The organism is Acinetobacter sp. 3657, assembly GCF_031456775.1.
In the GTDB taxonomy this organism is placed as follows: domain Bacteria; phylum Pseudomonadota; class Gammaproteobacteria; order Pseudomonadales; family Moraxellaceae; genus Acinetobacter.
Genome location: NZ_JAVDVH010000001.1, coordinates 686,406 through 700,743, shown reverse-complemented (window position 1 = coordinate 700,743; position 14,338 = coordinate 686,406). Strand labels below are relative to the sequence as shown.

Genomic DNA, 14,338 nt, shown 5'->3' with positions numbered 1-14,338 from the left:
ACGGGTAAAGCCAACATTAATGCGACTGGTAATACCAAAGACAATATACTTATTGGGAATTCAGGCAATAATATCTTAGACGGTGGGGCTGGGAATGATACTCTAGATGGAGGTCTTGGGGCAGACACCATGATTGGAGGATTAGGTAATGATATCTATTATGTAGATAATATTTTAGATAATGTTGTAGAAAAAGAAAGTGAAGGTTACGACATTATTTATTCGAGTGTGAATTATACCTTAAAAGGTCGTCATGTTGAAGAATTGCAATTAACGGGTAAAGCCAACATTAATGCGACTGGTAATACCAAAGACAATATACTTATTGGGAATTCAGGCAATAATATCTTAGACGGTGGGGCTGGGAACGATATTTTGATTGGCGGGGCTGGAAATGACACTCTCATTGGTGGTCTTGGTTCTGACACCGTAATCTTTAATCTGCTTACTGCTGCGGATGAGGCGGGAGGTAATGGTATGGATACCTGGTTGGACTTTAAATTAGGAAATACTTTAACCGATCCAAATGCCGATAGGGTTAATATAAGTGAATTACTGATTGATTTTGATGGAGATAAAACTGTTGAAAGCTTGATGTCATTTATATCATTCACGAAACAAGGAAAAGACAGTGTTATGAATATTGATCGTGATGGCTTTGGTCAGGATTTCAATAGCACAGCACTCTTAACATTTAAAAATATCGATGTAACATTAATGGATCTTTTTAATAATCATCAAATAATTGTTTAATTCTTTTTATCATTGAATTGAGGGTAATCTAAATTACCCTCAATTCATTTTTACAAACAATTTGCAGGTTTAGGAACGCCAGCCAAACGACTCAAATGACGAGCAACTAAACCTGTATTAAATCGCTGCTGTAGTTCCGCATTATTAATTTCAGGACTGACCGTTTTCATTAGAAATTTAATCAATGGACGAGTTGCTGGTGAGTGCCCGAATTGCTGGTAAAATTGACGTACCGCATGAAGCACTTCAAAATGCCATGCTGTTAGTTCTAAATCCAAAGATTTAGCCAATTCATGAGCGACTTCTTGATTCCAAATTGTATAATCAAGCAAATGACCATCTTGATCTAACTCTAATTGCATAAAATAGCCTAAGTAAATTTAAAACTGGAAATGGATTATTTCAACGTCACACAGCGATCAAAATGTAAAACTAAATCAGCGAATTGAGTATATTCTATGATTTTCACATACTCTTTAATTTCAACATTTAATAAGCTTTGCTCGCTGCTTAAACAATAAAGATGAGAAAAACGATCTAAAATAGTTTGGGGGATATGCAACGCCGCATCACCCATAATCACAATCGAGTCATCAGCTTGAGCCATTTGACATAAATCAGCCCACATTTTATCAAGTTGTGAATAGGGTGACTGGATCAAAAATAAAGTTGTATTTTGCATGGAATGATTCCTTACCAATACAATACATGGTCAAATGATTGAATGAACTGTGGATCGAGTTCAATAAATTCGATGTCTTGTTCAGTATTTTGAATCACACTGAGTTGTTGATTTTTTGTTTCGATCAAAATAGGCGTTAAATCATAAAACTCAAAACTTTCGACCATATTTGATGCGACTTTAAACGCATGCTTGAGTTGATCGAATGTTAACTGATTGTTCAATAAGCTTAGAGCTGCATCCTTTAATAAAACTTTGACAGAAATACCAAAGGTTGCTAAAACCATAGTTGCAGACAAACTTTCGTTGACCTGCAAACTGGTTAAATTGGGCTGCGTTAGGATGACAAGTACAGATTTCACACAATTTACCTTTTAAAAGCAACACTCTATTAAAGAACTTAAATTAAAATTGAATTAGACGAGAACAATCTTGCACTGCATCAGCAAGCTCACCTAGTCCAACTAGCTCAAAACCCTGCGCTAGATTGTGATGTTGAAGTGAATGGCGTTGTGCATTACTCGCATCAGTAATTCCCCGAGCAAGGGCAGCACTGACACAGACAGGGAGTCGAATGCCGAGCTTTTGCCATTCTTGTTTCAGATTGCGTTGATCATCAGGAAACCACTGTAAATCGTTCGCAACCTGAACACCGTCTTGGTAAAAGAAGACACGAATTTCTTCATGCTTATCTCGTAATGCTTGCGCTAAACCGAATGCGTGCCAAGCCATTACTGAAGTAGGCGCAGAAGTAATTAGCAGTAGTGTACTCATTGAATATTCACTATGGTCATATAGGCGAAATGAAGGTGGGCATAATTAAAAAGAAGGTAATTATACAATGATTTTGCTGACAGGTGGTTTAGGCTTTATCGGTTCACATATTGCTTTGAGTTTATTGGCTCAAGGGAAAGAAATAGTTATTGTTGATAATTTAGCTAACTCTACCTTACAGACCTTAGAGCGATTGGAATATATCTCAGGTATGTATATTCCATTTGTAAAGTTGGATGTTCGTAATACACCAGCGCTAAATAAAGTATTTGAACAATATTCAATCGATACTGTTATTCATACTGCAAGTTTTAAATCTCTCGAAGAATCTGCTTTGAAACCGCTTGAGTATTATAACGACAATGTCAGTTGTATCATGAGTTTATTACGAGCCATGCAGCGAATGGGTGTAAGGCAGTTGTTGAATTTATCTAGTTTAGCTGTTTACGGGAAGTCTGATTCTCAGCTATCAGAAGATACAGAATTTAATTATCGTTCTGCCAATCCTTATATTCGAACCCAACAAATCGTTGAAGATATTATAGCCGATACCTATAAGGTTGATCACGAATGGAAAATCGTGAATTTTCGTTTATCCAATATTGTTGGTGCATTTGAGCATGGCGTATTGGGTGAGTATGTTACTCAACTCCCAAAAAATATTGTGCCGCTCGCTTTACAAGTTGCAGCGATGCAAAGAGATTGTATTGAGTTGCAAAATCAAGCAGAAACAGAAGACCGAACGGTAGAACGTAGTTTCTTACATGTATTAGATGCTTGTGATGCAGTATTGATGACAATGGATTGGTTAGAAACGCAAAGCAATTGTTTAGAGTCTTTTAATATTGCACATTCGCAGCTAACTTCTATTCAAAGCTTATTAGATGAAATCGCAAAAGTGACGCAGGCTGAGATTCGTGTTCAGCCAGCAGTTTATCAAAATCAGGAGTTGGCTCAGTTAGGCGCAAATATTGATAAGGTAAAAAAAGTACTGAATTGGGAGCCGAAACGTTCCTTAACCAAAATGCTTGAAGATGAATGGAGATTTTATCTCAATACTTTAAAAGGTAATTAAGTTAATGATTCTTATTTACAATAGTGACCTGTTTGACGATAATGATGCCTGTTGTCGGACATTTATAGAGATATTCTACGACTGAGCTAGCCAAAGCATCTATTTGCTTCAGCCCGTGAAAATTTTAACCAAATAGAGCAGAGGTTGATGATATGCAAATGCGAATTGAACACGACACCATGGGGGAGATTGAAGTTCCCAATGAAGCCTTGTGGGGTGCGCAAACGCAAAGAAGTTTACAGAACTTTAAGATCGGTCAAGAGCGTTTACCACGCGCAATGATACGTGCAATGGGTTTAGTCAAAAAGGCAGCCGCAATCGCCAATGCTGAGCTGAAACAACTTCCTCAAGATTTGAGCGAATATATTGTCGGTGCTGCTGAAGAAGTCATTGCTGGACAATGGGATGCACAGTTTCCTTTGGTGGTTTGGCAAACAGGCTCAGGCACGCAAAGCAATATGAATTGTAATGAAGTCATTGCCAATATAGCCAATCAAAAATTAGGGCAAGCACTCGGTGCGCAAAAACCGGTACATCCCAATGACCATGTCAATCGTGCTCAATCCACCAATGACTCTTTCCCCACTGCGATTCATGTTGCGGCAAGTCTTCAAATCAATGAGCTGCTCATTCCAGCAGTTGAAAAACTCAAAGTTACTTTACAGCGTAAATCAGATGAATTTAATGATATCGTCAAAATAGGACGTACACATTTACAAGATGCGACACCACTGACTTTAGGACAAGAGTTTAGTGGTTATGTTTCACAATTAGAGCATGGCGTGAAACGTCTACATCAAGCACTCGCAGGTTTATATGAATTACCTTTGGGTGGTACGGCTGTCGGTACAGGTTTAAATGCCCATCCTGATTATGCAGTCAAAGCGGCAGAGCAGTTGTCTGCGCTTACTGGACTTCCATTTATCACTGCGCCGAATAAATTTGAAGCTTTAGCTGGGCGCGATGCAGCCGTATTTGCATCAGGTGCATTAAAAACCTTGGCTGCGAGTTTAAATAAAATTGCGAATGATATTCGATGGTTGGCGAGTGGTCCTCGTTGTGGCTTTGGTGAGATTCGTATTCCAGAAAATGAACCTGGTTCTAGTATTATGCCGGGTAAAGTCAATCCGACTCAAAGCGAAGCCATGACCATGGTGGTTGCTCAAGTATTAGGTAACGATACGACTATCAATGTGGCAGGTGCATCTGGTAACTTTGAATTAAATGTATTTATGCCTGTGATTGCCTATAACTTATTACAGTCGATTCAGTTGCTGGGTGATGCATGTAATAGTTTTAACGATCATTGTGCCGTGGGCATCGAGCCAAATCGTGAGAAAATTGACCATTTCTTACATAACTCTTTAATGTTAGTCACTGCATTGAATCCTGTGATTGGTTATGAAAACTCAGCCAAAGTTGCCAAAACTGCCTATAAAGAAGATAAAACTTTAAAACAAGTTGCAGTTGAATTGGGTCTGGTCACGGCTGAGCAATTTGATGAGGTTGTTAAGCCTGAAAATATGGTATCGCCGAACAGTAAGTCGTGATTTTATCTTAATTGTACGTCCTCTCATTTATGGGGGGACTTTTTTATGAGTGGTTTTTACAAAGTGAACTGCGTACAATATTGGTTTGATTGACTAGACCATTGTTTTACTATGCTTAATATTTATTTAACAGATACTCAAACTCATATTCAATATTCTGGTCTGTCTCATGAAAACCCTGTTAAGTTTCTGTTGAATTTAAAGAAAATATTTCCAAGTACCGTTGATTTATTATTGCCAGTATTGCCTGATGATAACGACTTAGAAAATTTAACGTGGGAAGCCAATTCAAAAGATTTTGAAATTTTTAAAAAGTTATTGGAAGGTTGGGGTGTCATTGAATTGCGTTTAAGCGCAATTACCACATACAAAGATAAAGATTTTGCAAATGAGCTGGTAAAAAAAGCCCAAACTCAACGTAAACGGATTGCACAAAAACAAACTCAACTGTCATTACTTGTGTTGGACTATGTGTTGATGCATGAAATTCATGCGTTGATCGATGCAGAACTGGTAACGATTGGAGAAAAGTTCTATTTACCTACATTGCGCGAGCAATGGAAAGGCCAATTCTCAGAACAAATTTTGCAATGTAAATTTTAATGACGGAAAGCGGACTTAGGGTCTGCTTTTTTTTGATTAATCATGTTGACCTAGAAAAAACATACACATACAAACAGTTACAAGATTTTAGTGTCTGAATTTTCAAGCGGCATATATATTGCTTGTAGGGATATAAATATTATTGCGGGAGAGAAGTTCTTCAATGAACTCGCCGAAGGAGCAACGACCCCGGAAACTCTCAGGCAGAAGGACTGTAATAATAGACATACAATCTGGAGAGCAGTGCTCAATTTGTAGAAACATATATTTTAATTTATTTCTTCTATGAAAAACACTCACCGAAGGGGAAGGCTCAATGATTAATTGGTAATCATCTGCCAAAACTCTCAGGTACCATGACAGATGGGGCTACGCATTAAGGAATGTTATGCATTTCTAGGAGTTTGCTATGCCACATGTTGTTGTAATTGGTGCGGGGATTACGGGTGTAACGTCTGCTTATGAATTGATTAAACTCGGTTATGAGGTGACGGTAATAGATCGACACTTATTTCCAGCAATGGAAACATCCTTTGCCAATGGCGGGCAGTTATCTGCCTGTAACGCCGAAGTTTGGAATCAAAAAGCAACTGTGCTGAAAGGTGTGAAATGGATGGGCAAAAAAGATGCACCATTATTGCTCAATCCATCTTTTAGTGTGCACAAATATCGCTGGCTCGTTGAGTTTTTGACTCACATTAAAAATTATAAAGCCAACACCATTGAAACTGTACGTTTAGCGTTATTGGCGAGACAACGTTTATTTGAAATTGCAGAGAAAGAGAACATTTCTTTTGATTTAGAAAAACGTGGTATTTTGCATATGTACCATACCAAAGAAGACTTTGAAATCGCAAAAAAAGTGAATGATGTGCTAGTCGAAGGGAAACTGGAACGTAATGCAATCACGCCCGAAGAAATGAAGGCAATTGAACCCAATTTAACAGGTACATATTTTGGTGGATATTACACTTCTGGAGATGCAACAGGAGATATTCATAAATACTCTGTGGGCTTAGCTGAAAAAACCCAAGAGTATGGTGCGAAATATCGCTTTGGTTTGGATGTGGTCGATGTTCAATGTTTACAAGATAAAGTGATCGTCCGATGTAAAAACAGTTCGGAAAATACTCATCCTGACTCAGAGCAGATCACTGAAATCGAAGCAGATTTGATCGTAGTTTGTGGTGGTGTAGGTAGCTATCAATTGGCCGATATGCTTGGAGATAGTATCAACGTTTATCCTGTAAAAGGTTATTCCATTACAGTCCAGCTTAACGACGAGCGTAGTGTAAACAATGCACCGTGGGTGAGCTTATTGGATGAAAGCGCAAAAATTGTGACTTCGCGATTGGGCGCTGATCGTTTTCGTGTTGCTGGAACAGCGGAGTTCAATGGTTATAACCGTGATATCCGTGCTGATCGCATCCAGCCTTTGGTTAATTGGGTCAATCAAAATTTTGATATTTCAACAGAGCATGTTGTGCCTTGGGCGGGTTTGCGTCCGATGATGCCAAATATGTTGCCAGTGGTGCGACAAGGTAAGCAATCGCGCGTGTTTTACAATACAGGACATGGTCATCTAGGCTGGACATTATCTGCGGCTACGGCAGTCTTGATAAGCCAAGAAATTGCGCAGAAGTTTCCAAGCTAAGTTTTTATGAAGCCGATGGATACATCGGCTTCATATTCGTCATTTTGAGATCAATCATATAAGCGATAAATACCTGCAAAGCGTTCGCAACCTTTTTGTTCGGTTTTTATCACCAATAAAGCTTTCTGAAAATCAAAATGATATTGGCACATCTTCTCGTTGTCGGTAATCTGATTTTTCTCATTCGGGGTGCTATAAGCAAGCAAAGATAATGTTTGTGTTTCCAAACGATTGTTAGGATTTCGATAGGCGATCCCTTCAATTTTAAGTTTGTCTTTGTCGAGCTGATGAATCTGTAAATGAACAGGTTGCACTGCAAGTTTGCCATGTTCGTATTTTAAATAGTGCTGCGTGAGCGTTTGATTCATTGAAGTATAAAAATTCAAATCATCAAAACGCGCATCGAACTGCTGTTTAAAACATGCTTTCGATTTACATTTTCGTATTTGGCTTAACCATAACTTTTGAGTATCGTGTAAAAGTTGCAAAGGCGCGTCAGTGACTAGATAAGCCGTTAAAAATTTATCGTTGAGTTTTAGTCGGTGTTCATCGTATTGCTTTGAACATATGATTTTGAGATCAGAATTGCGACTAGAGCAGTCGATAGATTGGGCAAATGTATATGTTGAGCAGAAACAACCCAATGCGATGATATAACCTGCTTTCTTTAATTGATTTCTTACCATGTTCAACAGCATAATCACTTATACTTTCAGTCTAATTTGCTCAACGTACTATAGCGAAATAGAAAGCCTGAATACAAGATTTGTTCGGTATATTGTAAAAGGAAAATGTTATGGTTGCTCAGATTCGTATTGGACAAGGGATGGATGTACATGCTTTTGAAGAAGGTGACTTTGTAACCTTGGCAGGTGTTCAAATCCCTCATACACACGGTTTAAAAGCACATTCAGATGGTGATGTGGTCTTGCATGCACTAAGCGACGCTTTATTGGGGGCTTTGGCTTTAGGGGATATTGGGCAACACTTTCCTGATACTGATCCAGAATATAAAGGTGCTGATAGTCGTGTGCTGCTAAAACATGTTTATCAGTTGATTTTGGATCGTGGTTATCATTTAAATAACGCTGATATCACAGTTGCCTGTGAACGTCCGAAACTGGCTAAACATAATCTAGAAATGCGTCAAAGTATTGCAGATGTGCTAGATGTCGAAGTGACGCAAATTAGTATTAAAGCTACGACCACTGAAAAACTTGGTTTTACTGGTCGCCAAGAAGGCATCCTAGCAACAGCGACAGTATTAATTTCACATCAAGCAAAATGATCTGTATTAATCAATGCTTGTTGCAATTCTTGAGTTGCTTTACGGCCTTGGAGTTGTAAAGCAATGCTATGGATTAGACCAGTCCAAGTCTCGTTTGGTTCCCAAACTTGGTGTAACAGTTCTTGGGCTTCTGGTAGGTCAATATTCATATAGAATTGGCGATACAAATACATGAGGCTACTTACACGCATATTTTTAGCACAGTGCAACCAAACGACTTCGTTTTGTACTAAGTGATCAATGAGATCCAATACAAAAAGGCATTGTTCTGAACAAGGCATGTCCCAGTCGATTGGGATATGCATATAATTTAATCCAAGCGCTAAGCAAATTTGATCTTGTTTGAGCAAATGGTTCTCGGATTTGCTGGTTGCGAGATTAATGACTGTACTGCAACCATACTCTTTGATCTGCTGTAATTGTTCTGCAGTTGGTTGAGCTGAGCTAAATAAATGCTCATGCACCACGGAGAAACTTGGTATTTCAGATAAAGCTTGCTCAAGTGTCGTCATAAGATCCGCTGTGTCGTCATTGAAGTTTTCTCATAAAGAGAAACTTAATCTAAAGGGCTGGGATTACTATAAGTGTTTTTATTTAAGTGTTCAATTTATTAAAAAGCCTAATTTTATATTCTGTTTACATCATAAAAGTAGTAACATTGCAACTAAGTAGCGTTTGGAGTGTGGGCGTGATGAAAACGATGAATAGTAAAGAATTTAATCAGCATACCAATACGGCTAAGAAAGAAGCAGATAAAGCCCCTGTTTTAATCACAAACAGAGGGGAATACACACATATTTTGATGAGTTATATGGATTATCAGAAACTTATTCAGAATCAGCCACAAACACTTGCCGATTGGTTTATGCAGACAAATGCAGAAGTCGCCGATATTGAAATGGAAATACCAAAACGTAGTCAAACACAGCGTCGTACGATAGAGTTTTGATATGTATTTACTGGACACCAATATTATTAGTGAAATGCGCCGTTTACCTAAAAGTAAAGCAGATGCTGGTGTAACTGCGTGGGCGAAAAGTGTAAATACGCATACGTTCTATACATGTACTGTTGTGATGATGGAATTAGAGCGAGGCGTATTGGGTTTAGAGCGGAAAGATCCAGCACAAGGGCAGATATTACGACTTTGGTTTGAAAATACTGTGAAATCAGCATTTCATCAACGTATATTAACCATTGATTCGGATACCGCACGATTATGTGCGAATCTACATATTCCTGATAAAGCGCCTGAAAATGATGCGTGGATTGCTTCAATTGCCATACAGCATAATTTGGTATTGGTTACACGTAATGTTTCTGATTTTCAAGATATGGGCGTTGAAATCATTAATCCATTTGCTCAAACCCATTAAAAAAATTTAACTCATCAATAAAAAACAGCATCAAATGATGCTGTTTTTTGATACTGGCAATTAACCTTTTTTTAGATTCTCGTTCAGTAAGAACTCCATCAATGCTTTTTGTGCATGTAAGCGATTCTCTGCTTCATCCCAAACCACGGCATTTTTATGATCAAGCATATTTTCAGAGATTTCTTCACCACGATGTGCTGGCAAACAATGCATAAATAAACAATCAGGATGAGCCAGATCCATGAGTTTTTCATTGACTTGAAAATCTGCAAACGCTTTCTCACGAAGTTTTTGCTCTTCTTCTTGGCCCATGCTAGCCCAAACATCGGTCACGATCAAGTCAGCATTAACGGCTGCATCTTCGGCTTTGTTGAAAACTTCAACACAATCGGCAAATTCGGCTAAAAATTTCGCTTGTGGTTCATAACCTTCAGGCGCAGCAATTTTTAGTTTAAAGCCCATCATATGTGCTGCTTCAATATATGAGTTACACATATTGTTGCCATCACCGATCCACGCAACTGTTTTACCTTCGATGCTGCCACGATGTTCTTGGAAGGTTTGTAAGTCAGCGAGTAATTGGCAAGGGTGATGGTCATCAGTGAGACCATTGATGACAGGAACTTTTGAGTAAGAAGCAAAACGTTCGACAATGTCATGACCAAAAGTACGGATCATGACGATATCAAGCATGCTTGAAATAACACGTGCAGAATCTTCAATCGGTTCACCACGACCCAATTGGGTATCGCGTGGAGATAAAAAGATAGCACTACCACCAAACTGGTCGATACCAGCTTCAAAAGAAATACGTGTACGCGTACTCGATTTCTCAAAAATCATTCCCAAAACTTTACCAACAAAAGGTTGATATACCGTATTGCTATGTTGCATACGCTTAAGTTCATGCGCGCGATCTAAAATGCGTTGCAGTTCCAAAGAAGATAGGTCACGTAAAGTTAGAAAATGCCGAAGCGCCATAGTTACTCCCACAATAATTATTGAATAAAAACAATAACTAATTGCTCTTTATTGGGTGGTGAATAAAAAAGAATTGACTACTATACTATAGGTCTAAAAAAATGCAAAAGAATTAGACCTTTTGATGAGCTTTTAAGAATAGTTCTACAGAATAATTAATATAATCAAATATTTCAGCATCATTATCTGATACGTCTAGACCCATCAAAATACGCCACTCTACATCACGTAGAATCCCAAAATACATCGTGGCTGAAAAATGGGGTTGTGAACAAAAAATCTCATTGTCTGAATGTGCTTGTTCAAGCGCAAAAGCGATCGTGTTTTGAATGTTGGAGGCGCATTTGTTATAAAAATAATTTGCTAATTGTGCATCTTTTTGTGATTGCTCGGTAAACATACGCATAAATGCGATATTTTCAGGTTGAATAATATGTTGGTAAAAGCGCTGGAGCGTCTTAGATAAGTAATTTTTTAAGCTGATCTTTTCTGAGGCATAAGGTAAGCAGACCCCGTTAAAGAAAACCTCTCTTCGGTAATCACAAATTGCGCTAAAAAGCCCTTCTTTGTTTCCAAAATATTTATAGATGGATGTCTTGGATCCACCAGCATGATTGACAATATCATCCAAAGAGACAGCATCATAACCTTTCTCAAGAAACATGTCGGTTGCACAAAGAAGTAAGGCAAGGCGACGTTCTTGACCTCGACGGGTTTGAGGTCGTTCACAATTTGGGTAACAAATATCAGTCATCGTATTCGATACTCATATGTTGGGTAATCCTCATTATAGCAAAAACCATATGCATTGTATGGTGATCTTATTGAGGTATATGTCACGCCCATTACAAAACAAAAAAGCGAGCACCTAAATGACTCGCTTTTTTTTGCTAAAGATGTTGAAGCGCTAGACTATGCGGCTTTCCTCTTCTTCATCTTCCTCGGTTGAATCCATTCCTAGTTCTTTAAGCTTGCGAGTGAGTGTGTTGCGACCCCAACCTAATAGCTCAGCGGCGTGGCGTTTACGACCACGGGTTTGTTGTAATGCGGCCGTGATCAATGTGCGTTCAAACATCGGTGTGGCGATATCGAGAATCTTCATTTCACCATTTTTGAGTTTTTGAATTGCCCATTGAGACAATAACTCATCCCAGTGATGAACTGCCATTCGGTCAACTAAGGCTGGACTGGTAGTAGAAGTTGTTGATGTCGCGTCACTTGAGATTTTCTGTACAGAGACTTGTTTGAGTTCTGCAGGGAGATCTTCGGGATAGACTTCACGACCTGTAATCATGACAGTGAGCCAACGGCAGGTATTTTCTAACTGACGGACATTTCCCGGCCAAGGTAGTTGTTGCATATAGTCGGTTGTTTCAGTACGTAAGATTTTTGGGCTTACGCCTAACTCTTTACCTGCTCGGGCTAAGAAGTGTTGCGCCAGCATAGGAATATCTTCGCTACGATGTGCAAGTTTTGGAATATGAATACGAATGACATTTAGGCGATGATATAAGTCTTCGCGGAAACGACCATCATTCACCAACTTTTCCAGATCTTGATGGGTTGCAGCAACAATACGCACATCAACTTTGACGGGCACATGTCCGCCAACGCGATAAAATTCACCATCTGCTAAGACGCGAAGTAAACGAGTTTGTGTCTCAAATGGCATATCACCAATTTCATCTAGGAATAATGTACCGCCATTGGCTTGTTCAAAACGTCCTTGATGCTGGGTGTTCGCACCCGTAAATGCCCCTTTTTCATGTCCAAACAACTCAGTTTCAATTAAGTCTTTTGGAATTGCTGCCATGTTGAGTGCAATAAAAGGTTTAGCGCGTCGTGGTGAGTGTTTGTGCAAGGCATGCGCAACCAGTTCTTTACCAGTCCCTGATTCACCATTAATCAACACTGTAATATGTGATTGTGATAAACGTCCAATCGCACGGAAGACTTCCTGCATGGCAGGTGATTCACCAATGATTTCAGTGGATTGAATAGGTGCTGCTGCTGCGGTTTTGGTCGCTTCTTGCTGTTGTAATTTATTGATATGCAAAATAGCACGATTGACCAGTGCTAATGCTTCATCAATATCAAAAGGTTTTGGTAGGTATTCAAAAGCACCTGTTTGATAGCTGGATACCGCTGATTCTAGATCAGAGTGAGCGGTCATAATGATCACAGGCAGATCCGGATGGGTGTTTTTAACTTTAGATAAAAAAGTTAAACCATCAATACCAGGCATGCGAATATCCGTCAGAATGACATCTGGTGCATCTTCATGTAAGCGATCTAGTGCGGTTTGTGCCTCTTCAAAATTGGTAACGTCAAAACCTTCTTCTTTGAAAGTTTTTTCGAGTACCCAGCGCATGGCACGATCGTCATCTATTACCCAAATTTTATTTCGTGACACGGTCCGACTCCCAAGGTAAATATAAGCTAAAAACGGTTTTTCCAGAAACGGATTGACACTCGATCATTCCGTTATGTTGATGCATGATATTTTGTGCAATGCTGAGGCCTAGACCTGTACCTTTCGCTCGTCCAGTGACCAGCGGATAAAATACAGACTCTAAAATACTTTCAGGTACACCGGGTCCATTGTCTTCAATATCAACACGAACGGTTGAGCGATGAAGAGAACCATTAATGGTCACTAGGCGTTGTATACGGGTTCGTAAAATAAGTTCAGGTTCAGAATCCACAAAGAAATCTTTATTTTCCGTCATGGCTTGAACGGCATTTACGCTAATGTTGAGCATGACTTGAATGAGTTGATCGCGGTCTGCCATAACATCGGGCAATGAAAGGTCGTAGTCGCGTGTAATTTTAATCTTCTTCTTGGTTTGATTTGTAATCAATGATCTAACGCGCTCTAAAGGCTCATGCACATTCACAAGTTCATAACTTGGCAATTGGCGTGAACCGAGCATGGTGTCTGCTAAATTGGTGAGTCGATCCACTTCACTAATAATAATGTCGGTAAACTCTCCGTAACGATCATCATTTAAGCTACGTGCGAGTAGTTGAGTTGCACCGCGAATGCCTGCTAAAGGATTTTTGATTTCATGAGCGACACCACGAACCAATTGACGAGCCACTTGATGTTGTTGAACTAAGTTTTCTTCTTTGGAAATCTTTAGCATGCGATCAATAGGGTTGAGTTCGATGAGTAATAATGGAGTATGGTTTTTCCCAGTACTGAGTTGTGAAACCGTATAATCAACATGAATTGATTTAAAACTCACATTGATCACTGCTTCACGACGTGTGTAATGTTGTCCGCTTTTTAATGTTTTTAATAAAGCTTCATGTGTATTGAATGAATCATCATGAGCGTGCAATAAATTCAAGACGGGTTGTCTTGAGGCACGGAGTAGACTGATATCAAACAATGCTTCACAAGCAGAATTCAAATAAAAAATATTAAGGTTACTATCGACCAATAAAATGGCAGTTGTCAGATTATCTACTAAGAGTCGATAGTCGATAGTGTTGTGTTGATCCATTTGTGAATCGTCCTGTTTTAAAATGGCGCAATAAATATCAATTTGAATGAATAGCCATTAACTTCTAAAGTGTAGTTTATGCAAAATGCACGC

General features: G+C 39.0%; 18 protein-coding genes and 1 riboswitch. Of the genes, 8 read left to right on the top strand and 10 right to left on the bottom strand.

What is annotated here, in order from left to right; translation table 11 throughout:
* Positions 1-753: calcium-binding protein (locus tag J2Y37_RS03205; RefSeq protein ID WP_349031838.1), on the top strand; the 753-nt coding region annotated here is incomplete at its 5' end.
* Positions 754-803: 50 nt separating this feature from the next.
* Here J2Y37_RS03205 and J2Y37_RS03200 read toward each other — a convergent pair.
* Genes J2Y37_RS03200 through tusD form a run of 4 tightly spaced genes read right to left on the bottom strand, consistent with a single transcriptional unit; the run spans position 804 to position 2,209 of the window.
* On the bottom strand, positions 804-1,115 hold the full coding sequence (locus J2Y37_RS03200) for a TusE/DsrC/DsvC family sulfur relay protein (protein ID WP_004670930.1): 312 nt from the start codon (positions 1,113-1,115) through the stop codon (positions 804-806).
* 35 nt (positions 1,116-1,150) lie between these two features.
* Complete coding sequence (locus J2Y37_RS03195) at positions 1,151-1,435, bottom strand: hypothetical protein (protein WP_349031837.1); 285 nt, start codon at positions 1,433-1,435, stop codon at positions 1,151-1,153.
* Between the two features lie 11 nt (positions 1,436-1,446).
* Complete coding sequence (locus tag J2Y37_RS03190) at positions 1,447-1,797, bottom strand: hypothetical protein (RefSeq protein ID WP_349031836.1); 351 nt, start codon at positions 1,795-1,797, stop codon at positions 1,447-1,449.
* Positions 1,798-1,840: 43 nt separating this feature from the next.
* A complete protein-coding gene (tusD, locus tag J2Y37_RS03185) occupies positions 1,841-2,209 on the bottom strand; it encodes a sulfurtransferase complex subunit TusD (protein WP_004670937.1) in 369 nt (122 codons plus the stop codon).
* Positions 2,210-2,276: 67 nt separating this feature from the next.
* Here tusD and J2Y37_RS03180 point away from each other — a divergent pair, with 67 nt between their 5' ends.
* From J2Y37_RS03180 to J2Y37_RS03165, 4 genes are all read left to right on the top strand, one after another.
* Positions 2,277-3,284, top strand: coding sequence for an NAD-dependent epimerase/dehydratase family protein (locus tag J2Y37_RS03180; protein ID WP_349031835.1), 1,008 nt, complete (start codon positions 2,277-2,279; stop codon positions 3,282-3,284).
* 152 nt (positions 3,285-3,436) lie between these two features.
* A complete protein-coding gene (fumC, locus tag J2Y37_RS03175; protein WP_349031834.1) occupies positions 3,437-4,834 on the top strand; it encodes a class II fumarate hydratase in 1,398 nt (465 codons plus the stop codon).
* 111 nt (positions 4,835-4,945) lie between these two features.
* Positions 4,946-5,437, top strand: coding sequence for a hypothetical protein (locus J2Y37_RS03170; RefSeq protein ID WP_349031833.1), 492 nt, complete (start codon positions 4,946-4,948; stop codon positions 5,435-5,437).
* Positions 5,438-5,572: 135 nt separating this feature from the next.
* Positions 5,573-5,662: riboswitch (glycine riboswitch) on the top strand.
* A gap of 184 nt (positions 5,663-5,846) precedes the next feature.
* The gene (locus tag J2Y37_RS03165) at positions 5,847-7,091 is read left to right on the top strand and encodes a D-amino acid dehydrogenase (RefSeq protein ID WP_349031832.1); all 1,245 of its coding nucleotides are present in this window, start codon (positions 5,847-5,849) and stop codon (positions 7,089-7,091) included.
* Between the two features lie 50 nt (positions 7,092-7,141).
* Here the strand turns inward: J2Y37_RS03165 and J2Y37_RS03160 are convergent, their stop codons facing one another.
* Positions 7,142-7,777 (bottom strand): hypothetical protein, encoded by a 636-nt coding sequence (locus tag J2Y37_RS03160; protein WP_349031831.1) that lies wholly within the window; start codon positions 7,775-7,777, stop codon positions 7,142-7,144.
* A 110-nt stretch (positions 7,778-7,887) separates the two neighbouring features.
* On the opposite strand from J2Y37_RS03160, the gene ispF reads away from it, so the two are divergent.
* On the top strand, positions 7,888-8,379 hold the full coding sequence (gene ispF / locus J2Y37_RS03155) for a 2-C-methyl-D-erythritol 2,4-cyclodiphosphate synthase (RefSeq protein ID WP_004670952.1): 492 nt from the start codon (positions 7,888-7,890) through the stop codon (positions 8,377-8,379).
* Here ispF and J2Y37_RS03150 read toward each other — a convergent pair.
* Entirely contained in the window at positions 8,367-8,891 is a 525-nt protein-coding gene (locus J2Y37_RS03150; protein ID WP_349031830.1) for a protein tyrosine phosphatase family protein, read from the bottom strand. The genes ispF and J2Y37_RS03150 overlap by 13 nt on opposite strands.
* A 179-nt stretch (positions 8,892-9,070) precedes the next feature.
* Here J2Y37_RS03150 and J2Y37_RS03145 point away from each other — a divergent pair, with 179 nt between their 5' ends.
* Together J2Y37_RS03145 and J2Y37_RS03140 are read left to right on the top strand one after the other, a co-directional pair.
* Positions 9,071-9,328 (top strand): type II toxin-antitoxin system Phd/YefM family antitoxin, encoded by a 258-nt coding sequence (locus tag J2Y37_RS03145; protein ID WP_349031829.1) that lies wholly within the window; start codon positions 9,071-9,073, stop codon positions 9,326-9,328.
* A 1-nt stretch (position 9,329) separates the two neighbouring features.
* Entirely contained in the window at positions 9,330-9,755 is a 426-nt protein-coding gene (locus J2Y37_RS03140; RefSeq protein ID WP_349031828.1) for a type II toxin-antitoxin system VapC family toxin, read from the top strand.
* Between the two features lie 60 nt (positions 9,756-9,815).
* Here J2Y37_RS03140 and argF read toward each other — a convergent pair whose 3' ends face one another.
* From argF to glnL, 4 genes are all read right to left on the bottom strand, one after another.
* Positions 9,816-10,736: an ornithine carbamoyltransferase gene (gene argF, locus J2Y37_RS03135; protein ID WP_004670955.1), complete on the bottom strand. Its 921-nt coding sequence runs from the start codon at positions 10,734-10,736 to the stop codon at positions 9,816-9,818.
* A gap of 112 nt (positions 10,737-10,848) precedes the next feature.
* Positions 10,849-11,490, bottom strand: coding sequence for a TetR/AcrR family transcriptional regulator (locus J2Y37_RS03130; RefSeq protein ID WP_121929288.1), 642 nt, complete (start codon positions 11,488-11,490; stop codon positions 10,849-10,851).
* Positions 11,491-11,643: 153 nt separating this feature from the next.
* Complete coding sequence (glnG, locus tag J2Y37_RS03125; protein WP_349031827.1) at positions 11,644-13,149, bottom strand: nitrogen regulation protein NR(I); 1,506 nt, start codon at positions 13,147-13,149, stop codon at positions 11,644-11,646.
* A complete protein-coding gene (gene glnL / locus J2Y37_RS03120; protein WP_005197090.1) occupies positions 13,136-14,245 on the bottom strand; it encodes a nitrogen regulation protein NR(II) in 1,110 nt (369 codons plus the stop codon). Before glnL ends, glnG begins: the two co-directional genes overlap by 14 nt.
* Positions 14,246-14,338: the final 93 nt, after the last annotated feature.

Coding starts and splice junctions, on each gene's coding strand:
- J2Y37_RS03195 (WP_349031837.1), bottom strand. CDS start 1,435: ATGCAAAATACAACTTTATTTTTGATCCAGTCACCCTATTCACAACTT.
- argF (WP_004670955.1), bottom strand. CDS start 10,736: ATGGCGCTTCGGCATTTTCTAACTTTACGTGACCTATCTTCTTTGGAA.
- J2Y37_RS03165 (WP_349031832.1), top strand. CDS start 5,847: ATGCCACATGTTGTTGTAATTGGTGCGGGGATTACGGGTGTAACGTCT.
- J2Y37_RS03140 (WP_349031828.1), top strand. CDS start 9,330: ATGTATTTACTGGACACCAATATTATTAGTGAAATGCGCCGTTTACCT.
- J2Y37_RS03145 (WP_349031829.1), top strand. CDS start 9,071: ATGAAAACGATGAATAGTAAAGAATTTAATCAGCATACCAATACGGCT.
- ispF (WP_004670952.1), top strand. CDS start 7,888: ATGGTTGCTCAGATTCGTATTGGACAAGGGATGGATGTACATGCTTTT.
- J2Y37_RS03180 (WP_349031835.1), top strand. CDS start 2,277: ATGATTTTGCTGACAGGTGGTTTAGGCTTTATCGGTTCACATATTGCT.
- J2Y37_RS03170 (WP_349031833.1), top strand. CDS start 4,946: ATGCTTAATATTTATTTAACAGATACTCAAACTCATATTCAATATTCT.
- J2Y37_RS03130 (WP_121929288.1), bottom strand. CDS start 11,490: ATGACTGATATTTGTTACCCAAATTGTGAACGACCTCAAACCCGTCGA.
- glnL (WP_005197090.1), bottom strand. CDS start 14,245: ATGGATCAACACAACACTATCGACTATCGACTCTTAGTAGATAATCTG.
- J2Y37_RS03150 (WP_349031830.1), bottom strand. CDS start 8,891: ATGACGACACTTGAGCAAGCTTTATCTGAAATACCAAGTTTCTCCGTG.
- J2Y37_RS03200 (WP_004670930.1), bottom strand. CDS start 1,115: ATGCAATTAGAGTTAGATCAAGATGGTCATTTGCTTGATTATACAATT.
- J2Y37_RS03160 (WP_349031831.1), bottom strand. CDS start 7,777: ATGGTAAGAAATCAATTAAAGAAAGCAGGTTATATCATCGCATTGGGT.
- tusD (WP_004670937.1), bottom strand. CDS start 2,209: ATGAGTACACTACTGCTAATTACTTCTGCGCCTACTTCAGTAATGGCT.
- fumC (WP_349031834.1), top strand. CDS start 3,437: ATGCAAATGCGAATTGAACACGACACCATGGGGGAGATTGAAGTTCCC.